19 protein-coding genes are annotated in these 20,638 nt (G+C 52.6%); 13 read left to right on the forward strand and 6 right to left on the reverse strand.

The window, feature by feature from the left end:
- The first annotated feature begins 270 nt into the window (after positions 1-270).
- From ACIGCM_RS20075 to ACIGCM_RS20085, 3 genes are read left to right on the forward strand one after another with little or no spacing between them, the layout of a single operon-like run.
- Positions 271-933, forward strand: coding sequence for a paraquat-inducible protein A (locus ACIGCM_RS20075; protein WP_397503828.1), 663 nt, complete (start codon positions 271-273; stop codon positions 931-933).
- Positions 920-1,543 (forward strand): paraquat-inducible protein A, encoded by a 624-nt coding sequence (locus ACIGCM_RS20080; protein WP_397503830.1) that lies wholly within the window; start codon positions 920-922, stop codon positions 1,541-1,543. Before ACIGCM_RS20075 ends, ACIGCM_RS20080 begins: the two co-directional genes overlap by 14 nt.
- Positions 1,527-3,842: an MlaD family protein gene (locus tag ACIGCM_RS20085; protein WP_397503832.1), complete on the forward strand. Its 2,316-nt coding sequence runs from the start codon at positions 1,527-1,529 to the stop codon at positions 3,840-3,842. Before ACIGCM_RS20080 ends, ACIGCM_RS20085 begins: the two co-directional genes overlap by 17 nt.
- 69 nt (positions 3,843-3,911) lie before the next feature.
- Here the strand turns inward: ACIGCM_RS20085 and ACIGCM_RS20090 are convergent, their stop codons facing one another.
- From ACIGCM_RS20090 to mksB, 4 genes are read right to left on the reverse strand one after another with little or no spacing between them, the layout of a single operon-like run.
- Positions 3,912-4,466: a serine O-acetyltransferase gene (locus tag ACIGCM_RS20090; RefSeq protein WP_397503833.1), complete on the reverse strand. Its 555-nt coding sequence runs from the start codon at positions 4,464-4,466 to the stop codon at positions 3,912-3,914.
- 19 nt (positions 4,467-4,485) lie between these two features.
- On the reverse strand, positions 4,486-7,320 hold the full coding sequence (gene mksF / locus ACIGCM_RS20095; protein WP_397503835.1) for an Mks condensin complex protein MksF: 2,835 nt from the start codon (positions 7,318-7,320) through the stop codon (positions 4,486-4,488).
- Entirely contained in the window at positions 7,317-8,018 is a 702-nt protein-coding gene (mksE, locus tag ACIGCM_RS20100; RefSeq protein ID WP_397503836.1) for an Mks condensin complex protein MksE, read from the reverse strand. Before mksE ends, mksF begins: the two co-directional genes overlap by 4 nt.
- A complete protein-coding gene (gene mksB, locus ACIGCM_RS20105) occupies positions 8,015-9,283 on the reverse strand; it encodes an Mks condensin complex protein MksB (RefSeq protein ID WP_397503838.1) in 1,269 nt (422 codons plus the stop codon). Before mksB ends, mksE begins: the two co-directional genes overlap by 4 nt.
- Before the next feature lie 267 nt (positions 9,284-9,550).
- Here mksB and ACIGCM_RS20110 point away from each other — a divergent pair, with 267 nt between their 5' ends.
- The 9 genes from ACIGCM_RS20110 to ACIGCM_RS20150 all read left to right on the forward strand — a co-directional run bounded on the left by ACIGCM_RS20110 (position 9,551) and on the right by ACIGCM_RS20150 (position 18,619).
- Entirely contained in the window at positions 9,551-10,201 is a 651-nt protein-coding gene (locus tag ACIGCM_RS20110; RefSeq protein WP_397503839.1) for a hypothetical protein, read from the forward strand.
- Positions 10,202-10,330: 129 nt separating this feature from the next.
- Positions 10,331-11,374, forward strand: a complete 1,044-nt coding sequence (locus ACIGCM_RS20115) for a DUF6160 family protein (RefSeq protein ID WP_397503840.1) — start codon at positions 10,331-10,333, stop codon at positions 11,372-11,374.
- 2 nt (positions 11,375-11,376) lie between these two features.
- A complete protein-coding gene (locus ACIGCM_RS20120; RefSeq protein ID WP_397503841.1) occupies positions 11,377-12,423 on the forward strand; it encodes a hypothetical protein in 1,047 nt (348 codons plus the stop codon).
- Positions 12,413-13,015 carry a DUF6160 family protein gene (locus ACIGCM_RS20125; RefSeq protein WP_397503842.1) on the forward strand — a complete coding sequence of 201 codons (603 nt, stop codon included), beginning with the start codon at positions 12,413-12,415 and terminating at the stop codon, positions 13,013-13,015. Before ACIGCM_RS20120 ends, ACIGCM_RS20125 begins: the two co-directional genes overlap by 11 nt.
- An 11-nt stretch (positions 13,016-13,026) precedes the next feature.
- The gene (locus ACIGCM_RS20130; RefSeq protein ID WP_397503843.1) at positions 13,027-15,351 is read left to right on the forward strand and encodes a DUF6160 family protein; all 2,325 of its coding nucleotides are present in this window, start codon (positions 13,027-13,029) and stop codon (positions 15,349-15,351) included.
- A gap of 287 nt (positions 15,352-15,638) precedes the next feature.
- A complete protein-coding gene (locus tag ACIGCM_RS20135) occupies positions 15,639-16,421 on the forward strand; it encodes an energy transducer TonB (protein WP_397503844.1) in 783 nt (260 codons plus the stop codon).
- A complete protein-coding gene (rimI, locus tag ACIGCM_RS20140) occupies positions 16,418-16,870 on the forward strand; it encodes a ribosomal protein S18-alanine N-acetyltransferase (RefSeq protein ID WP_397503845.1) in 453 nt (150 codons plus the stop codon). The genes ACIGCM_RS20135 and rimI overlap by 4 nt, the downstream gene beginning before the upstream one ends.
- A gap of 163 nt (positions 16,871-17,033) precedes the next feature.
- Positions 17,034-17,678: a carbonate dehydratase gene (can, locus tag ACIGCM_RS20145; protein ID WP_397503846.1), complete on the forward strand. Its 645-nt coding sequence runs from the start codon at positions 17,034-17,036 to the stop codon at positions 17,676-17,678.
- A 5-nt stretch (positions 17,679-17,683) separates the two neighbouring features.
- Positions 17,684-18,619, forward strand: coding sequence for a DMT family transporter (locus ACIGCM_RS20150; protein WP_397503847.1), 936 nt, complete (start codon positions 17,684-17,686; stop codon positions 18,617-18,619).
- Here ACIGCM_RS20150 and ACIGCM_RS20155 read toward each other — a convergent pair.
- Positions 18,616-18,822: a hypothetical protein gene (locus ACIGCM_RS20155; protein ID WP_397503848.1), complete on the reverse strand. Its 207-nt coding sequence runs from the start codon at positions 18,820-18,822 to the stop codon at positions 18,616-18,618. The two genes, ACIGCM_RS20150 and ACIGCM_RS20155, sit on opposite strands and share 4 nt — an antisense overlap.
- Before the next feature lie 204 nt (positions 18,823-19,026).
- On the opposite strand from ACIGCM_RS20155, the gene ACIGCM_RS20160 reads away from it, so the two are divergent.
- The gene (locus tag ACIGCM_RS20160) at positions 19,027-19,521 is read left to right on the forward strand and encodes a PaaI family thioesterase (RefSeq protein ID WP_397503849.1); all 495 of its coding nucleotides are present in this window, start codon (positions 19,027-19,029) and stop codon (positions 19,519-19,521) included.
- Positions 19,522-19,750: 229 nt separating this feature from the next.
- Here the strand turns inward: ACIGCM_RS20160 and cyoE are convergent, their stop codons facing one another.
- Entirely contained in the window at positions 19,751-20,638 is an 888-nt protein-coding gene (gene cyoE / locus ACIGCM_RS20165; RefSeq protein ID WP_397503850.1) for a heme o synthase, read from the reverse strand.

Below are 20,638 nucleotides of genomic sequence, written 5' to 3' on the forward strand. Positions count from 1 at the left end.
TAGTGTGGGGTTTCCCCATGTGAGAGTAGGTCATCGTCAAGCGCCTATACCAAAACCCCAGATCATGTAAATGATCTGGGGTTTTACTTTGGGCCGAAGAAAGCTGAAAGCGGCATCCGCGTTGCAGGTGGATTTATGTTGGGGCTGTCATATAGTTTTCTTGACCGGTCCTACATCTTTTGCAAGAAGATCAGGTGTGAATGAGCAATTGTTTAGCACTCGGGGCAAGGAGCCTCGTCTACACTAGGCACACTTTGTGAAGGGGCAGATATGCCGGAGCCGATTGAAGCGACATCGCTGGCAGGGCATTCGATTGAGCAGTTGATTGCATGCCATGAGTGCGATCTGTTGATGCAAAATCAACCCATAGAAGATGGTGAGAGAATCGAATGCCCGCGCTGTGGCTATGAACTCTATAATCATCGTCATCAAGTCATACGCCGCAGTATGGCTTTGGTTTTGGCTGCCTTGCTCCTGTATATCCCGGCCAACTTCCTACCTATTATCGAGCTCAATCTGCTCGGCCAGCAGACTCAGGATACTGTGTGGTCAGGTGTACTAGGCTTGTATAACAGTGGTATGCAGCCGGTCGCAGTCGTTGTGTTTTTGAGCAGCATGGTCATTCCATTGTTCAAGTTGCTGATTCAGTTATTTGTGTTGCTCAGCATCCGTTTCGATGTTGGTCGAAGCTATGGGCTGTTGTTTTATCGTATGTACCACCACATGCGCGAGTGGGGCATGCTTGAGGTTTACCTTATGGGCATCCTGGTTGCTGTGGTAAAGCTTGTTGATGTTGCCGATCTAACCTTTGGTATTGGTTTGCTGTGCTTTGTGGGGCTGCTGCTGTTGCAGGTTTGGCTTGAGGTGACGATGTCGCCTCATCAGATCTGGCAAGGCTTATCTGGTGAGGAGCACACAAGTGAGAGCCATTGATGCAGGCTTGCTGGTCTGTGATGAGTGTCATCAGTTAAGCCCAATTGAGGTTGATGTTGACAAGCAGTTCTGTCCTCGCTGCGGAGGAAGAGTGCATGCACGACGCCCCAATAGCTTGCTTCAGACTTGGGCGCTTTTAATCACCTCAGCTATTTTGTACATCCCAGCTAATATGCTGCCTATTATGCGTGTCAGCTCATTGGGTAGCGGCCAGTCGGACACCATTATGTCGGGCGTTATTGAACTGGTTAACTACGGCATGTATCCAATCGCGGCAGTGGTGTTTATTGCCAGTATTTTGGTGCCGACGTTTAAGCTGGTGGGCATTGGTTTGTTGCTCTATTCAGTGCAACGACGCCAGCCTATGTCAGCACGCCAGCGCATGCTTATGTACCGATTTATCGAGTGGATTGGTCGATGGTCAATGCTCGATATTTTTGTAATTGCCATTTTGGTAACTGTGGTCAAGTTTGGCACTTTGGCTACCATTGAACCTGGCTGGGGTGCAGTTGCATTTGCCAGCGTTGTGATTTTAACCATGCTTGCAGCATTAACCTTTGATCCACGCTTGATTTGGGACAACACGGATACGGATGACAACGATGAGTGATTTGCCATTGGCTAAAAAGAAGCCCGCCTCGAACTGGTCGGCTATCTGGGTATTACCTATCATCGCGTTGTTGATCGGTGGCTGGCTGGCTTGGAAGGCTTACGATCAAGCAGGCATCATGATTGAGGTCAGGTTCGAGAGCGGCGGCGGCATTGAAGCTGGCAAGACTGAAGTGATCTACAAGGGTATTTCAGTCGGCAAGGTTAAAGCTGTAAGTCTCGATACCAAAGGCAAAACAGACGGGGTTGTAGCGTCTATCGAAATGAGTAAAGAGGCCGAAGATCACTTGGTCACAGGCACGCGGTTCTGGCTGGTTAAACCAAGTGTGTCTTTGGCCGGTGTAACGGGTCTGGAAACCTTGGTTTCGGGTAATTACATTGCCGTCAGCCCTGGCAAGGGTGAGCCTGCTCTTGAATTTAAAGCATTGGATACAGCGCCCCCCCTATCCAGTGATACCCCAGGCCTGCACCTGACGCTGAAGGCCGACCGTTTGGGCTCGATAGAAAAAGAAAGCCCGATCTTTTACCGTCAATTAAAGGTCGGTCGGGTCAAGGACTATGAGCTTGATGATGATCAGCAGACGGTGCGTATCAATATTTTCATTGAGCCTGAATACGCCGACTTGGTACGCAAACACACCCGTTTTTGGAATGCCAGTGGCATCACTGTTGATGCGGGGCTTTCAGGCTTCAAAGTTCATACAGAGTCGCTCTCCAGTATTGTTGCTGGGGGTATTGCCTTTGGTACGCCGGAGAACCGTAAAGATAGCCCGCCGACAGATCCGGCATTGCCGTTCCGCTTGTACGACAGTTTTGATTCCGCACAAGCCGGTATCAAAGTCACCGTTAAGCTGCCTGATTTTGAGGGGCTAGAGCAAGATCGTACGCCTGTGATGTACAAGGGGATTCAGGTCGGGACCTTGAAGAAACTCAAGATTGCGGATGACCTGCAAAGCGCCACGGCTGAGTTAACGCTTGATCCATTGACTGAACACTATTTGGTGCAGGGCACCCAGTTTTGGGTGGTCAAGCCGTCAATCTCGCTCGCAGGGATTACAGGCATTGAAGCGCTGGTTAAAGGTAACTACATAGCCATTCGGCCTGGTAAAAAGGATGGTTCGCCTACGCGGGAGTTCGAGGCACGCGCAAAAGCGCCGCCACTTGACCTCAATGCACCGGGATTACACTTGGTTATGCGCAGTGAAAGCCTTGGTTCAATTGAGGTTGGCAGCCCGATTTTGTATCACCAACTCAAAGTTGGTACGGTTCAGAGCTACCAATTGGCGCGTAACAATAAAGAGGTACTGATCGGGGTTCATATCGCGCCTGAGTACGCTCACCTGGTTAACCGTACCACCTATTTTTGGAATGCCAGTGGTATTACCCTCAAGGGCGGCTTGTCAGGCATTGTTGTTAAGAGCGAGTCTCTGCAAACGCTGATTGCAGGGGGGATCGCTTTTGAAACGGCTGATCTCAATGGCTCGCGCTCTAACAAGCGTATCCAGATGTTCAATCTGCATAGCGATCGTGATGATGCGGTTAAGGCCGGTACAATCATCAGCATTCGGGTGGATCGAGCAGATGGGCTTAAGCCCGGTGCACCTATTCGCTATAAAGGTATGGATGTCGGCACCATTGAAAGTCTTGAGCTGACGAAAGACCTGCAAGCTGTACAACTCAATGCGCGCATAACTCAAGGCGATGCGAGAGTTGCACGGGCTGGAAGTAAGTTTTGGGTGGTGAAGCCGGAACTTGGATTAACCGAAGTGGATAACCTCGATACGTTAATTCGCGGCCAATACGTTGAGGTTTTACCTGGCAATACTCAAGATACCAAACAGACTCGGTTTATCGCGCTGACGTCACCGCCGAACCTAGCAGAGTACGATCCCGGTTTGCGCTTGGTTTTGAGTGCGGCGCGGCGTGGATCTCTGAAAACAGGTGTGCCTGTTACCTACCGTGAAATCGTAGTCGGTAAAGTGGTCAATTATGAGTTGGGTGCAACGGCTGATCGAGTTCTGATCCATATCCTGATCGAGCCGCGATACAAAGGCTTGGTCCACACCGGTAGCCGGTTTTGGAATACCTCGGGTATTGGTGTCGATGCAGGCTTGTTTAAAGGCGTGAAGCTGAGAACCGAGTCGATTGAGACCATCTTGGCTGGCGGCGTCTCCTTTGCCACACCCGATAATCCTGATATGGGTAAGCAAGCGACGCCAGGACAGACCTTTGCCCTGTTTGATGAGCCAAAGGATGATTGGCAGCACTGGGCGCCGAAAATCCAGCTTCCTAAAAAGTAATCGCCAAAAACAACAAGGGCCGCAGATGCGGCCCTTGTTGTTTGTGTCAGTGAATAGACAGTTTGCCCGTCAAGTAGTTGCGGGTTGATCGTTCGGGATTAAGCGGGAGTTTTTTTCGGTGATATAGGTGTGATTGGCCGGGATGCTTTTATTGACAAAGCTCATGGCTCCGATCGTCACGTGATCACCGATAAATGTATCGCTGCCGATGATGCAACTATTGGCGCCTATTTCTACATAGTCACCAATGGTAATGGGTGTATCGCTTTTGTAGTCCGTACCAATGGTGGTGTTTTGTCGAACGGTGAAGTATTTGCCTATTCGTACGGCCTTGGTGATAACAATCCCAGTGCCATGACCAATGACCAGCCCTTCGTCTATATCGGCTCCCAACATTATTTCTGTGCCGTGTTTCGTAATCAGGCGGTTATTGATGCCTTTGGCCAAAGACTTCAACGTGCGGTTATTTTGTCTGGCTAGATAATCTGCAAGCCTAAACCAGAATAAATAATGGCAGGTGCGGCTGCGCCGGACTCGTCGCCACAAGCGCAGCCATGAAAATGAGTTGTCCGGTCCACCAAGAACCTCGATATGCCAAAACCTTTTAAGCCTGCTGTAGTCCACGCAATATGTCCTTTGAGATTTAGCTTAGGGCTCTTTCTGTTGGAGCTGCTTTTGCGGTTTGTGCAGCACTCTCACGCGGTCGAATATACTTCCAGTCGGCTTCATCGATATAGATCCCGTTAGGGCCACTGCCGCCTTCAAGGTCAATGGCAACGTGCGCCGAAACCTGTGGCTTAACCGATGCAAGAATGGGCACAAAGCCCAGCTGAAGGCTGGTTTCGATCAGCGCTTGCTGGTTGCGCTCGTCGATGTCAGCTGCTTCATCAAGGTAGTAGGGCAGGCGAACACGGCCGGCTTGGTCACGGTCCATCAAGTGCAGCAACAGATACATGTTGGTCAGCGCTTTGATGGTCATGGTTGTGCCGTTGGATGCCGCGCCGTCGATGTCGGTATGAATCACCGGCTGGCCATGGACCTTGGTGATCTCAAACGACAGCTCGAACAGCTCCTTCAATCCCAGCTGGTTGTGATTAGCCGCAACCAAGCGGGCTAAATACTCCTTGGCTTCCTCGTTCTTGACGTCTTGATCAGCCGATTGAGTCAAATCGAAGACTGACAGCGTTTCGCCTTCTTCGTACTGGCCAGCGCTATGGATGATCTGGTCAATGTGTTTGAGGGCTTCTTTATTGGGCGCCAAAACAATACGGAAGCTTTCAAGGTTGGACACCTGACGCTTATTGATCTCGCGGTTAAACAGCGCCAGTTGATGCTCTAAGTTGTCATAGTCACTGCGGATGTTGCGCAGAGTGCGTGCAATATCGGTGACAGCGGCGCGGCGTGCCTTGGCCAGTGTAAGGGCTTCATCTTGGCGGTGGGCGTAGGCGTTGACTAGCAAATGCAAGCGACGCTCGACATCATCTTCACTGTCGAACTTAGCCACACCTTTCAAGCGTACTTGGGCGTACAAGGCTTCAACTTGACCATCAACGCGCTGCAAACCTTGCCAAGCATCTTGATAGTCATTGAGTAGCGGCAGCAGGTTATCCAGCGAATCATCAACGGGGTCTGTGAACGGCGTGCCAAATGGCAGATCAGCGGGCAGCAGTTGGCGACGACGCAAGGCATCTTCGAGGGTGCGTTCTTTGGCTTCAAGATCGGCCAATTGGCGGCCTACTAGCTGCAACTTGGCCGAGAGCTGTTGAACGCGCTCAGTAAAGGCATCGCTGGAGCGCTTAAGCTCATCCTGTGCCGCTTCATGTACCGCCAGTTGCTCCAGCTTGCCAGGCTTCTCTGCTGCCAGCGTCTCGCTGCGACGGAAGTCTTCGAGGGCTTTCTGGGCGTCGAGCACATCTTTATAGAGTTGATCGGCCTGGGACTTGCTCGCTGCGCGGTCAGCAGCAACTGCCTGCTGGGTTTTCAGCTGTTTGTATTCGCGGTCGAGGCGATCTTTCTGGTCGCGCAACGCCGCTCTATCAGCCAAGGCTTGCAAGGCTGGAGGCTCGATGTGCGACAAGTTGATCGACAAACCAGGCACTTCAAACTGCTCGCCCTTGAATCCATCAAGGATTGCTTCAAGGGATTTAACCCAAGCGTCGCCGTCCTCAACCTGTATGCCTTTTTCGCCCAATGGCAAGCTAAACAGCTGACCATTGAACAGACGCATCAAGCGATCAACATCTTGCTGCGAGAACTCTTCGCGTAAACGCGAGTAGCTGTTGTTGTCGGCGTGCTCAAGCTGCTGCTTGACTGATTTTAAGCGTTTATCCAGATCTCGTAGACGCTCATCGAGGTCTTCACTGGAGAACTGCCGAGATTGCGCCAGTGCGCCAGCGAGCTCATCGTGTGCATCCTTTGCGGCCAGCAATTGCTGTTCCAGCACTTGCACGTTATCGACGAGTGCGAAGCGGTGGGTCAATACATCCAGTTCGCCAAGCCAGCGCTGAATTTCGCTGACTTCACGCTCAAGGCGCATCAGTTCCTGGGTGTCGCCGCGTTGTTCATTTTGTAAGCCATCTTGCTCGTTGCGATAGTGCTCGGCCTGAATGACCAATTCTTCGCGACGCGCACCTGCATAGTCCTGCCAGGTGCCAAGCAGGCTATCGAGTAACGGTGACAAGCGATGCAACTTACCGCGCAGTAACTCACGTTGCGCGACACCAGCAGACAGCGCCTCAATCAGCGGCCCAGCGGTGACCAGTGCTTGGTAATCCTGCTCCATGCGACGCACATCGCGGAAGGCTTCTTCGGTTGCCGCTATGTAGTCCACGCTGCCTGAACGTAAGCTGTGTTCGAATGCATCAAGAAACAGTTGCTTGAGCTTGGCGGCGGTGATTTCACGCATGTGCAACAGGTTGATGAACAGTGCTCTGAAGGTTTTAAGGCTCTGCTCACTGGTCGAGCGCAGCGGAATAATCGTCAGATCCAGAGGGATTGAGGTATGTCCGCCAACCAACAAGCGACGCAGTTCATCAGGCTTGAGTTCATAAGCCTTGATGCCTTCGCGCTCAAGGTTGTTGAACAGCTCACGTTGACGCAAGCAGGTACCATTTTTCTGATAGTGATCCAAGTCCAACTCGCCAGCATAGGCAAAGAACTGGTGACCAAAACCGCCTCCCGGGCCGCGTCCGGCAACGCCAATCACATGGGTGCCATGGGGGAGTGAAACCTCAACCAGAATATAGCTGGTGTCGGTGGCAAAGTAGAACTTGCGCGATTGCTCCAGGCTGTACTTGCCAAAGCTCATGTCTGACATCCGCGCCAGGATGGGAAATTGCAGTGCGTTAATCGAGGCACTCTTACCCAGGTTGTTGGCGCCATACACGGACAACGGGTTTTCCAGTGGGAATATCCCTAGGCTGTAACCCGCGGTGTTTAACAAGGCAAAACGGCGAATGCCGTAGCGTTCCTGGCTCATGCATCAACCTCCTGGTTTGCGCGTTCTGCAGCAATGGCCTCGAGCATGGCCTGCTCTTCAGAGAGCTCGCTAGCACTTGCTGTTGGTTCGTCGAGACGAATGATTTCTTCCTCTTCATCATTGACCAGCACTGGCGTTGGCAACGGCAGATTACTGTGCAAGCTGGCAGCCAGGTCTCGATCTTGCTGAACCGAGAGGCACACATCGAGGAAACGGTGCATTGGCGCGAGAAAACGATAGATGCCGTTGTCTTCGCTGGCAAAGCCCAACTGACAAAGGCGGCGCATGACTTTTTCTTCCAGCTCGTCTTGGGTGGTTACTTCCGCTTGGACAAAGAGGTCACGGTACTTTTCAAGCAGGGCTGGCAGCTCATCACGACCCAGGCTTCCGCCGTCGAGTACGGCCAATGGGTCACGGCCTTGGTCGGCAAGGTGTTCAACCAGAATAAAAGTGAACAGGGCAAGTCGTTGCGCTGTTTTGTTGACCTGAGCACCGATTTGCTCTGGCACGAAGTAATAGAAGCCGCGAGGGTCACAGGTCAGTTCAAACCCCAGTGCCTTGAACAGGGCGCGGTATTGGTCTTGCTGATTGGATAGCTGGGTGTACAGCTCCGGGTCGCGACGGCTGACGTGGTAACCCTTGAATAGCTCACGGAATACGGGGGCCAGGTGGCTCAGTTCGGAAAGGTCGATATTCATTGGCTGCTCTTCTCGGCTGTGTGGGACGCCGGATTGCTTTTAATCAGGGCGAATGAGCTCAGGCTGACCTGATGCTCGGCAGTAAGGTAGTCGCGCCGCTCGAGGCGATCACGCTGGAAGCGCGAGTCACGGGAGAGTCGGGAGAACCAGTACAGCAACTCATCAGTCGCGCCATTCGGTTCTTGCTCAAGCAGCCACACCATGAGGTCTGGCAGCGGCAGGGCTTGTTCGCAGCGCTCAAGCATTTCTCGAGCGGTACGTGGCGCTCGTGGGGCTTGGCCCTTGCGGCTGCTACTGGCTTTTGGAAAGTGCGCAGGTTTGGGCTCAAAGCGGGCGAGGGCATAAACATAGGCCTCTACCTGCGATGCACTGCCAAGAAAGGTGCTTTGGGGACGACTGAACATCGGCATCGAGGCCTGGGGTACGGCATCAAGCCCTTTGCGGCGAATGGCCGAAAGCGCCAGTGCAGCTCCTCGGGTCACGGCGTTGTGTCTGCGCGCCTCTTCACGTAAGGGCAGCAATAGCTCTCGGGCGCGGCGCAATGTCAGTTGTGCCGTCGTTTGCATCTCAAGAATACGCGCATGGGTGCGCAACAGTAGGTCGTCGTCGACCAATTGGCCGAGGCGCTGTTGCTCGCTCAATAGACGCAGCAGTACATGCTCAACCCGGTACACGCCTTGTTCAAAGGCGCCGTCGGCGGCCACCAGTTGAATCATCGGCTCAACGTATTCATCCCAGGTGGCCAGCACCTCAGCGTAACGCTGACGCAGTGGAATCTGCCGGTCACTGGTCTTGGCTCGATCAGCAACAGCGACTAGCGCTTGCTCGTCATTTAACAGTTTCTTCAGTACGTCACGTACGCGCATGTCGAGTAAGCGCAACTGGCGCGCTAAATCATGGGCATCTCGGACTTCGAACGCATCTTTTATATAACCGGCCAAGCGCTCAAGGTGGCGCAAGTAAGCCTCAATTTCCAGACACAACCCCAAGCGGTGCTCGCGGCGAAGGTAGGCTAGAAAGTCGTGAATCTGCGCATTTAACTCAAAACGGTTAGGGCTTTTGGCAACCGGCACCAGGATATCAAGGCGAATCCACTGGTCGAGCAGCGCCGTGATATCGACTGGAGTGCTGTCTGGTAACTGTGCTGCAAGCTGGCTGCGCAGCTCAATCAGGCTTAGCGTGCCGGAGTCAAAGTGCTCGCAAAGCGGCTCAAGTAACGTCCAGTGTTCAGCAAGGGCACGCAGTACGCGCTTGGGTTCAATCATTGAGGGGCCAATCACTCAACTGAGAAAAACGCTAATTGTACTGCATCGTTGGCAAAACGCTTGAGTTACAACCGATCAGAGGCACTGGGTAATCACTCTAATCTGACGCGGATTGCCAGCGAAGTGACAGATTGCGGCAGTTTACGACTGTCCCAACGGCTCTAAACCCCAAAAAACGAGTATTGATCCACATTTAAGCGGCTGATTTTGATGGCATTGATCTTGCGATGAAGCAGAGATCGTAGCGCTTTATTTGTGGTGCCTGATATGTCTGCCAATGCGGCTGTTTTAATGGATGATTGCTGGGCCGCTCTGGAACAGCAGGGCGATCTTGACTGGGACCTGCATGCAATCTCGAATCGGCGGGAGGCGATTGCATTTCTGCAACGCTTTGAAAACCGCTTATGCGTTTACTCACCCTATATCGAGAAGCTTTACAGTAACTACAGTTTTGTAGTCCCACAAAGTGATCACGGCAGTATCACCATCTTGCCGGACGAACAGGCTTGGCATGACACCTTTCAGGACATTCCAGCCAACGCTGTTGAACCCACCGGGGTTTATATTATTCCGGGTGAAACGATGGGGCACTCGGGGCTGTACCTGAAAATCCCCAATGGCAATCGTCTGGTGGCTTCCCAGGAGCTGCCTTTCTATGACGGGCTGAGATTGCTCATCCAGCGTTATAAAAGTCTCGGCGAAATTTTCCTGCCGGTACTGATTAAAGGGGATTTGCGCGAGTATGAGGCTCGAATGCCATCGCTGCACCTACACCGGATCAAGCTCAGTTGCCTGACGCATTGCTCGCAACTGAGTGTAAACGCCCTGGCCCGCGCGATTACGGCCCATGTACTGGCGTTGTTTCATCAGTATGGACCACGTGCGACGGATGTAGCGATGAGTAACAGTCAACCCTAGTCCATGCTGTTTTGGCACCTTAGCCCACTACTATGGGTTGGGGGCGCTCTGCGTCAGTGGTTCTTATAGTGATTACAAGGCAGAAGGCTAATCGCTTTCGTCAGTGTCAGTAAGAACCCTGGAGGCAGTATGTATTCCGTTTCTCGATTTAAAAAAAGTGCGTTGGCATTGCTCTGCGTTGGTCTCGCCAGTGCAAGTGCTAGTGCTCAAATGATCGAGATGGCTGACAACGAGCTGTCGGATGTCTCCGGGCAGGCATTTATTAACCTGACGACAGACCAAAATGCAGGCATTGATTACACCCGCTTGAACCTTGGCTTGAAGATTGACACCCAGTTGAACATAAATAAGCTTGAGCTCGGCCGGTATGACCGTCCTGGTGAGGCCCCCGGGTCGGCTGATATTTTGATCGACAATTTTGCTTTGGGTACCGTAAACGCTGACGATACAGTCAACCCGTTTCAAATCACTGACCCCTATCTTGAGTTTGCCTACAGTGGCAACACAATCGTCGGGGTGAGGATCGGTTTTGGTGAGTCCAAGGGCTATCTTTCTGGCGATATCACAAGCTTGACCGGCAACATCCCGATCAAAATCGAAGGTTCTGCCAGGCCTATATTCACTGCAGCCAATATCTTTGAAGATATCCTGCTTGGGATCGCGGGTGTCACTGTAAACACTGACCTTCAAGCTGATGCGGGCTTGGTCACCGCGAATGGTGCTGCTGACACGGTTCGCGCTACGCAATCAGGGCTTGAGAACGGCCAGCGACTCTCTTGCAGTGACTGCAATTTGACTGGACTCACCAACGCACTATTGAGCCTGTTCGCCTCAAATGGTTGCTCGGTTCTATCGCTGCCTACCTGCTTCCCCTTGAGCAACTTCAAATCATTGCCTATCGGCAACTTGAATATCGCTGATAACCCAAACACCGCTGCGATAGAGGGGGCTGCTCGCGGTTTTTTTCTGTCTTTGCAGACCCAAAGTCTTGCTTGGCGGGACAGAGACAGCAATGCATTTCGTAACGCTGATGCCGGTGCATTCCTGAATATTCCTAATTACCGCGACGCGAACGGCAATGTTGTAGCACCTATTCAACTCAACTTTGAACAGGCCTTCAACGGTATCGCACGACAAGATACCTGCCTGGGCTCAGCGACTGTGGGGTGCTGAAAATGAACCCTATTTTAAGCATGCTGCTGGGGACTTTATTTGTGCTGCCAGCGCAGGCAAAAATGCAAGAAATGGACGACCAGCAACTTGCGGGGGTCAATGGCCAGGGCATTGCATTTTCCTTGGAAGGTATTCTGCTTGATGCTTCTGAGTCGAGCATATTTATCAATGACATCACCAATGCAGCGGGTGAAAATGTCCCGATTTCGGTCCATGAGTTCTACTTCGCTTCAACTGGAAGTAACAAAGGCAGCGATCTGCAACCGGTAAACCTTGGGCGCTTGGGTAATCCGTTCAAGCTTCAGTTTGGCAACGGTGAGGATTTACGAACTCTGAGAGATGATGGCGTTTTTGTGCAAACCACGCCTGATAATGTTGCCATTTTAGAACTTACATTTCCTGAGCGGTTGACCGGTGCTTTGGGACAACCCTGTATTGCGGGTTTTGCCGCTGCAGGTACGAACTGTTCGAGCCGACTTGGTGAACGACTGGACGCTGGTATTCGCTTTGACTTTCAAGTCGCGGCAGGGCGTACAGATATCCTTAACCTCGACATTGTCGAGTTGATTATGGATGGCAGTTATCTCCGGCTTTGGGGCGATGAGGCGCGGGATCAACTGGTTGGTGAAGCGCGAATTAATCTCTTCGCAAAGCGCATCGATTTGATGTCATGCATCCCTGGTACAGCAAACTGCGCAAGTCAGCAGGAGCAGGCTGATCGCACGATAAGCTTGAGCAACACCTACGCCAATGTTGCCTTGGGCTACGGCAAGTCCCAGCCGTTACTTTTCGATGTAACCAGCGATGGCCAGTTTGTAATTGAATTGCCCAATCCAGTTAGTCGTAACGCAAATGGCTCCGCTCGCTCAGCCGCAGAGCGGAATGCAATCGCGACCGACTTCTATACCAATGCCCCGAGAACCAATGTCGTAATAGGCAATTTCCGCTCAGGTAATCGCAGTTCGGTAACCGGCGGTTATAACTACGGTCGCAACGCCATCGAAGGGGTAAGCATCAATTATCTAAAGGCAACCAGCCGTGATTTATAAAGTGCTTTGTGCGTGCTCATTGGCGTTTACCTCACCGCTCTACGCCGAAATGCAGGCGCTCGATGACGCGGCCTTAAGCCAACTTAACGGGCAAGGTGGTGTGTTTTTGTCGGGTGAGTTAAGCATCAACAGAGACGGTGGAGTGCTTTGGAACACCCCGGTGAGTAACAACCCTCGCACTTGGGCTGCCAATGAACGTAGTTGTGCTGCTGCGGGGGCAGCCGTAAGTGATTGTGGTTTGCGGTTGGCCGTGCGTGCTGAAGCATCAGGCGGTTGGTATGTGTTGGACAATATCAAAGGTGTCTTTAGCTTTGAGGGTTTGACCTTGCGTACCCGCACTGTCAACAGTGGTTTTGGCGGTGATGGGGCGATATTCAATCAAGATGTATTGGAGTTTGGTCTACCGAATGAAATTGTATTTGATGACGCGAACTTCACCTTTGGTGTTGCCAATCAAGGCGGCTGGAGAAATAACGCACTCAGTACCGCAAGAGGCGGCGATCCTAGTTATCAGCAAACCAATATTTTCTCTGTAACGATCGATGGAACCACTCGTATTCAGGGCAACGTTTTAGTGTTCCCTACTAACTGAGGGCCTGAACGATGAACCGCTATTCACTTTGTTTAATTGGTTTGTTCAGCCCCATTGTACAGGCCATGCAAGCGCTCGATGACAACGATTTGGCTGCGATCTCAGGGCAAGACGGTATCAGTTTGCAGACAGCTGGACCTGGTTGGTCAGTAGGCAGTGTTGAGTATGCCCAAGACGGGCAAACACTCAGCCTGAAGGGTATCAATGGTCGCCCGCAAACGCTTGATAGCGCATCAAATACAACAGTTGATGTCCTGGATGGTCAACTGCAAGTTGAGCATAGCGGGCGTGCGAATGAGTTGTCGGTTGACTCGATTGAACTCACTGGCAGCAGTAATAGTTTTGGCAGCCTGCGCTTATTCTCTACGCTGGGTGCCAGCCTGAAACTGAGCGGCGGTGGAGCCAGTGGGGTCAGCGGATTCTCAGTGGACGACAGTAAGCTTTCGCTGACCGATGCCACATTCTACTATCGCGATAATGGGCATGATCTGATCGTCAAAGGGCTTTCATTCGATACCTACCTGAATAATGCCTATATCGATATTGTTAACGGCGGCAATGGTGAGCAGGTCAAGCTTGATCTTGGCGACTCACGATTGGTCGCCTCCATAGCCGGTATTGGTCTTGACCTTGCGTTTGCCGATGCTGTCGCAGGTACTCCAGCTACACCAAGTGCTCCTGATGTACGCGACCCCAATGCCGGGCGTAGTTTTGGCCGTTTAGATATGGATCTACGCCTTGGCGGCAGCATCAGTATCGCCGGGGGTGGTCAGAGTGGGGAGGGTTTGCGCCTTACACCTGACATCACGATTGCCAATAGCCTATTTCAATATACCGATGCTGGCGTATTACGTGCCGAAAACTACTCCGGCGTAGTGAGCAGTCAATCAGGCCTAACGCTTGACTTGGGGCAGGACGTCCAAGGTAACTATGTAAAACTCGCCTTTGAAGATATTAATCTCAGCGCAGCACTCGAAGGTCTGATTATTGGTGATCCGACTAATCAGAGAATTGGCAGTGTGGGTTTTGATCTCAATTTTCAAGATCAAGGCACACGTCAGAACTATGTCAAATTACGCCCAGGTGGGGATGCCAATTCAGCTGGCGAAGGGATTTCCGCCGACGTCAGTTGGAGTTTGATTGATAGCTCTTTCTCGTTGACCGATAACGGCAACAGTTTGTGGTTTAGCGGTTTGCGTACCTACGGCACAGGTCAGCTAACGGTTGATATAACTAAAAGCTGCGCCACGGGGCTTAGTGCGGGCTGCTACGCGGGGCTTAATAATCTTGACCCCTCTAGTGGAGATTATGATGGGTATTTTGATGGTATTCGGCTTGGACTTAATCAGGTCGTTGGTCGCTATAGCCTAGATGGGTTACGTGTCGGGCGGCCTGATGCACCGCTGCAAGGAGGTAGTGAGCTATTGGTATTGCTCTCAGTTTTCCCAGCATCCGATTTCACCCTCAATGGTCAGCTAACGCTCAACCCAGGCGGTTATGAGGGGGATGGTTTTGGTTTTAACGCGGACTTCTATGCCACTGAAGCCAATGCGGCGATCACGGTTGATGAGGACAGTCAGGGTTTATGGCTTACAGGTGCTGAGAACCAACTGCATTATCGCAATGGTACAGTCGATGTGAGTGACCAGGGTATCGAGTTCAGAAAGGGCACCTACTGGTCAAAACTGGATGTCTCTGATGTGCGCTTGGGTGATTCAAACAGCGGAAGAAGCTTTGGGCGTATTGTACTTAAGCGATTTGAGCAAGGTTCAACGCTTACATTGAGCTCAGGTGGCGCAGGTGCTTTTTGTGTCGGGGGCTCGGGCGCTAGTGCTGGTGCCTGCACTGCAAGTGGCGGTCGCTGGGAGGACCGCGGTAACGAAGGGCTTACTGCCAAACTGAAGAGCGTTTTTGTTCGAGACAACTCAGGGAGCCCAGAGCGTTCTGTCTCAAACAATCCTAAGCGCAACCAATTTATTCTCGAAAACGGACGGGTCAACAATGTAAATGGTACGGGGAGCCAGTGGGTTATCGATAACTTTTATACCTCGGACGGCGATCCCGATAACCCGAATCAAAATACCTATGGTTTCAATATCGACCTAGGCCTTGATGTAGCGCCTTCCAGTGTCTGCACTAAAACCACTACGGGTTGTATTCCGATCACCCCTGATCCACTTGGGTTCGCCGTGAACGCACGCGTTCATTTTAAAGAAATTAATATTGAACGGTTTCAAAACGTCCATCCCACCGGTGGCAGTGCCACTTCCTTCTATGGCGTTAAATTACAGAATGCGGATATCCGGGCAAATTTAACAGCAACTCCGATTAACTGATTCGGTGCTCCACTGGTTAGGCAATGGCCTGAATCCTTCAAGCGGTCAATATTTTGCCAAATTCAAGATGGGAATTCTGGGCACCAAGGCCGTGTTGGTCCTCGCATGGCTGATACCTCAAAGCCATGAATTTAAAGGCAAGCAGCAGTTTGCTCGCTAAAGAGTGGGCGTATTGTTATTGGTAATGGCGTCGTTACTGGTATTCTGGCGGTATCCGCCAAGGCTGAGCTAACTGCGTTGAGTTTGATGCAGATCGGCCAATACGCACACTCACAGGTTACTGACGTTTGATTCCAGAACTCCGCCGAAGGGCTTATTTGAGTGCCATGCAGGTTGCCAATTGGCTACCTCGCGTGGCATTACCCTTTGCTGCGCCATCGCGACCAGAACTACTTGAACCCCTGGAAGAGCCGGTTATTGAAGCTCAACCCCAGGCGATCACGCCGTCTGAGCGCCCTACAATCGTTGAAACACCACGGCCACGCGTTGAAGTGCCGCGCCCTAAAGCGCAGGAACGCAACCTGCGGCCAGTGGTGAGCGATGAAGAGCAGACACCTACAACTGCCGTTAAATCCGCCGCAGAGCCAGCTCCGCGTTTTGCGTTGCAGTTACTGCGTGCAGGTCATTGTGCTGTATTGGTCGAGTTGCCCACTGGAGAGCCTTTGCAAGGGCGTGACCCGGCCTATCTACTGCTCAAAGATTTGCTGCGAGCCGCCGGTTTGCCGGATAGCCCACATATGATAGGTCAGCCCGTGCGCTGGCCTTTGTTGGCGCGAGGCAACATGAACCAAGGTCCGTCTGCAGCGCTTGAGTTTGTGCAAAGCTTTGTTGCGGCCCGCTTGGAGGAGCAGGAACCCATCACCTGCCTGTGGTTAGTTGGCTTGCCTGCCATTCGGTTTGCCGGTGAAGCCGACGCCGGCGATTACAACCGCGAGCTGCAAATTGAAGGCATTGGCAGCGCCTGGGCAGTACCTGGGTTGGAACTGTTAATGGATGAGCCCGCGCGTAAAGCGGATGTGTGGCAGGCCATGCGCCGCGTGAGTAAACGTTGGATGAGTCAGCCTGAATGAGTGATGCAATATCGTTCCGCCCTATGACCGAGGCGGATATTGAGACCGTGCTTAAAATTGAGTACGCCGCCTATAGCCATCCTTGGACGCGCGGCATTTTCACTGACAGTCTTAAGTCTTACGAAAGCTGGGTGATGCTTGAGGGTACGCAACAAGTGGGCCATGGCGTCATCAACGTGATCATTGATGAAGCGCATCTACTCAATATCACTATTAAGTCTGAAAATCAGGGCCGTGGTTATGGTTTGCGCTTGCTCGAATTCTTGATGCAACGTGCTATGGAGCTCAAGGCGGGTGAGTGTTTTCTGGAGGTTCGGTCCAGTAATCAAGCGGCTTATCGCTTGTATGAACGCTATGGCTTTAATGAGATCGGCCGCCGCCGTGACTACTACCCAGCAGTCGGTGGTCGCGAAGATGCGCTGGTTATGGCCTGCACTCTGATAGATTAAGTCGTTACGCCTACCAACCTTTAGTTGTACAGTTGGTTGGATTTTTTGCTGACGAGCCTGCTGATTGAGCGGGTGGGGATGTTTCGCACGACGGTGATTGTTGGGTGAGTCAAAAGTCCACTGTGTCTCTTAAGACGCACTTTAGTATTTTGGAGCAGACGTAATGAGTGATTTACAGCACCTCTTCGATAACAACGAACGGTGGGCGCAGGCAATCACTCAACGGGATCCCGAGTTTTTTGCCAAGCTAGCGCGCCAACAGACGCCAGAATATCTGTGGATTGGTTGTTCTGATGCGCGGGTCCCGGCTAACGAGATTGTCGGCATGCTCCCCGGCGACTTGTTTGTGCACCGTAACGTTGCCAACGTGGTGCTTCACACCGATATGAATTGTCTGTCGGTCATCCAATACGCGGTCGATGTGCTCAAGGTTAAGCATATTCTGGTAACCGGTCACTATGGTTGTGGCGGGGTGCGTGCGGCCATGCAGCATCGTCAGTATGGCTTGATTGATGGCTGGCTACGGACTATCCGGGATCTGCATTATGAGCATTTTAAGGATCTCGAAAAGCTGCCGCTTGAAGAAGACCGGGTCGACCGCCTGTGTGAACTCAATGTCATGCAACAAGTCGCAAGCGTCAGCCACACGACTATTGTGCAGAACGCTTGGCACCGTGGGCAGGCGCTGTCTGTACATGGCTGTATCTACGGTATTAAAGACGGCCGCTGGAAGGACCTGAATGTGACGGTCGAGGGTATTGATCAATTACCGCCGCAATACCGGTTGCGCCCAGTCGACCAAAACTAATCGATATGAATAACTCCCGCACCTGGGCCATGCTCGGCCTGTTGTTAGCCATATTGTGCTGGTCAGGTAATGCCTTGGTTGCCCGGGCTGTGCACAATGATATTTCGCCTTTCGCCCTGGCATTTTGGCGCTGGAGCCTTGCTTGCGTGCTGCTTTTGCCGTTTGTGATTGCACCGTTACGCCGACACGTCGCTGACTTGAAGCGTGCTGGTTGGCGGTTGCTGGTGCTGTCTGCTTGCGGTATCAGTGCCTATAATTCGCTGCTTTATAGCGCTGCGCAAAGCACGGTCGCGATTAATATCACCTTGGTGAGTACCTGTTTGCCCTTGGTGACCTTTATCGGCGGGGGCCTACTGCTAGGCGAATGGCCGGCGCGTCGCGCTTGGTTGGGTATGTTTATCGCGGCAATTGGCCTGTTGGTCTTGATCACCCAAGGGAGTTGGGCGACCTTGACCTCAATGTCATTCAATCGTGGCGACCTCATAATGCTGCTGGCCGTAACGGATTGGGCCTTGTACTCCTTGCTGCTCCGGCGCTGGTCGAGTTTCTTGCAACCCATCCCACCGCTGGCTCTGCTTGGCGTATTGATGCTACTTGGCGTGCCGATGATTCTGCCGTTCTATCTAGTTGAACTCGCACAAGGCGCTCAGGTTAATATCAATGCAACCACCTTGGGCGCGATTGTTTACACGGCGTTATTTGCTTCGCTGATTGCCTACCTGGCCTGGAACCATGGCATTCGCGTAGTTGGGGCGGCGAAAGCTGCGCTGACCAGTTACTTAATGCCGGTGTTCACAGCGATCTTGGCTTGGCTGCTGTTAGGCGAAGGTTTGCTGGCGTATCACTGGGTGGGAGGCGGTTTGATTTTCGGTGGCCTGTTATTGGCGACTCAAGTGAAATCCAATACCGCGCCGACAGCGGCCGCCCGGGCAATCGACTAGCCCGGAACCTGTAGTTGCAGGCCGCTTGTTGCGAGCTTCATCCACAGCATCGCGGCAACGAAGCCAAGCACGCTTAGTGTGGTGTAGCCAACAACAATGCCCAGTGCTATCTGCTTCCAAAGCCCTGCATAGTTGGCCTCGCTCTTGACTGGATAATGTTCGATGTCGCGCTCGGCGCGCAGGTTTTCAAACTTATTATTCACAACTTCTCTCCATAAATTCGGGTGCAGGGAGTTGCCAGCGTACGCCCAATAACCCCTGTCAGATTGGCTGCTGATTATGCGGCGGTTCGAGTGCGCAGTAAGCTGAAATTATTGCTTCTGGGCGTAAATTTGCGGCATGGTTGTGGCTTGATGCTGTCTTGCACATGCAGTGCACAGCAAAAGCTAAACAAGAGGTGTTTGATCATGCACAGCGTTTCACTCCAGGACGCCGCCGCGTCAGAAGGTATCTGCTATGGCTGTGGTGGTAGCAACCCAGATGGCCTGCATATTAAAAGTTTCTGGCATGAAGATGCGGTGCACGTCATGGCCGAGTATCTACCAGACAACAAATACACCGGCTGGCCTGAACTGGTATACGGCGGGTTGATCGCAATGCTGGTTGATTGCCATTCCAATTGGACTGCCATGGCCTATCACTTCCGCTCAGAAGGTCGAGAAGTCGGCAGCCTGCCGCGTATTGACTGTGTTACCGGTAATCTTGGCATAAAGTTCATCAAGCCAACCCCGATGGGGGTTCCGCTGACGTTACGCGCTAAGGTCGAAGGAGAGGTAGGGCGCAAGAGCCGGATTATCTGCGAGGTCTATGCCGCTGATGTGCTCACCGCCATTGGCGATTCTATCTTTGTCCGTGTTGATACCGCGCAACTCACTGCAACTGCCCATGGGCGCGACAGTTAGCCCTGCGGCAGTGCATGCCCAGACTTGCCAATAAATCGCGGACTTCCTACATAATCTCAGGTGTGGCTATGCGGCCTGTTCAATGCGCCCGAGCATGTGGAACGAGGGCACGTTGCAACCCGCGCTATTGCCTAAACAAAGCCCAAAAAAAGCCCCGCACTAGGCGGGGCAAAGGGAGAGTGTTGAGTGCCGCCAAGCAGCACCCAATACAACCCAGCATCTGAAACCCTTACAGCATGGCCAATAAACTGGCGTGCGGCACGGCTTGGAAATCGATCGACATCATCAGGCTTAGTGCGCTGATAGCGACGATAGAGAAGGCGAACAGCTTGCGCGCCCACAACCGGTCATCCACGGCGCGGTAGCCAGAAAGAGCGATCACCAGCCACCAAGCGCTGACCAGAAGGGCGATCAGCAGGTAGCCATAACCTGCGAAGCCGGTCAGGGTGAGCAACAGCGAGGCACCGGTAAACGCCAAGATATACAGAACGATCTGCAGCTTGGTGGCGTTGATCCCACGTTTAACCGGCAATACCGGAATACCTGCTGCCTTGTAGTCGTTGAGACGGAAGATCGCGATGGCGTAAGAGTGCGGCATCTGCCACAGGCAGAAGATCAGCAGCAGCACGGCCGCACCGGTGTCGAAATGGCCAGACACCGCGCAGTAGCCAACGACCGGAGGCATGGCCCCTGACAAACTGCCGACCAAAGTGCCGTACTCCGACGTGCGTTTGAGCCACAGGCTATACAGGCCGACATAGACCACATAGCCGACAGCGGCCAAGGCCGTGGCCAGCGGTGTGGTCTCAAACCACAGGAGGCTGAACCCGGCGACGCCGAGTACCAGGCCATGAGCAAAGGCCGCCTTGAGCGAAATTTTGCCGGTGACCAGCACCCGTTCGCGGGTACGTTCCATGTGCTGGTCGATATCGCGATCAATGCAGTTGTTCATCACGCATCCACTGGCCACCACCAGCGACAAACCTATCACGGTAGACAGCAGCAACATCAGATCGATGTGGCCCTGTGCCGCGAGGAAGTAACCGCCTGCCACCGCAATCAGATTGCCGAAAATGATGCCGGGCTTGGTGATCAGAAGATAGCGTTTGAACTTCAT

Source organism: Pseudomonas sp. NPDC078700 (assembly GCF_044542375.1).
Classification (GTDB): Bacteria; Pseudomonadota; Gammaproteobacteria; order Pseudomonadales; family Pseudomonadaceae; genus Aquipseudomonas.

Coding starts and splice junctions, on each gene's coding strand:
- ACIGCM_RS20075 (WP_397503828.1), top strand. CDS start 271: ATGCCGGAGCCGATTGAAGCGACATCGCTGGCAGGGCATTCGATTGAG.
- ACIGCM_RS20120 (WP_397503841.1), top strand. CDS start 11,377: ATGAACCCTATTTTAAGCATGCTGCTGGGGACTTTATTTGTGCTGCCA.
- ACIGCM_RS20115 (WP_397503840.1), top strand. CDS start 10,331: ATGTATTCCGTTTCTCGATTTAAAAAAAGTGCGTTGGCATTGCTCTGC.
- cyoE (WP_397503850.1), bottom strand. CDS start 20,638: ATGAAGTTCAAACGCTATCTTCTGATCACCAAGCCCGGCATCATTTTC.
- ACIGCM_RS20150 (WP_397503847.1), top strand. CDS start 17,684: ATGAATAACTCCCGCACCTGGGCCATGCTCGGCCTGTTGTTAGCCATA.
- can (WP_397503846.1), top strand. CDS start 17,034: ATGAGTGATTTACAGCACCTCTTCGATAACAACGAACGGTGGGCGCAG.
- rimI (WP_397503845.1), top strand. CDS start 16,418: ATGAGTGATGCAATATCGTTCCGCCCTATGACCGAGGCGGATATTGAG.
- mksE (WP_397503836.1), bottom strand. CDS start 8,018: ATGAATATCGACCTTTCCGAACTGAGCCACCTGGCCCCCGTATTCCGT.
- mksF (WP_397503835.1), bottom strand. CDS start 7,320: ATGAGCCAGGAACGCTACGGCATTCGCCGTTTTGCCTTGTTAAACACC.
- mksB (WP_397503838.1), bottom strand. CDS start 9,283: ATGATTGAACCCAAGCGCGTACTGCGTGCCCTTGCTGAACACTGGACG.
- ACIGCM_RS20085 (WP_397503832.1), top strand. CDS start 1,527: ATGACAACGATGAGTGATTTGCCATTGGCTAAAAAGAAGCCCGCCTCG.
- ACIGCM_RS20110 (WP_397503839.1), top strand. CDS start 9,551: ATGTCTGCCAATGCGGCTGTTTTAATGGATGATTGCTGGGCCGCTCTG.
- ACIGCM_RS20160 (WP_397503849.1), top strand. CDS start 19,027: ATGCACAGCGTTTCACTCCAGGACGCCGCCGCGTCAGAAGGTATCTGC.
- ACIGCM_RS20130 (WP_397503843.1), top strand. CDS start 13,027: ATGAACCGCTATTCACTTTGTTTAATTGGTTTGTTCAGCCCCATTGTA.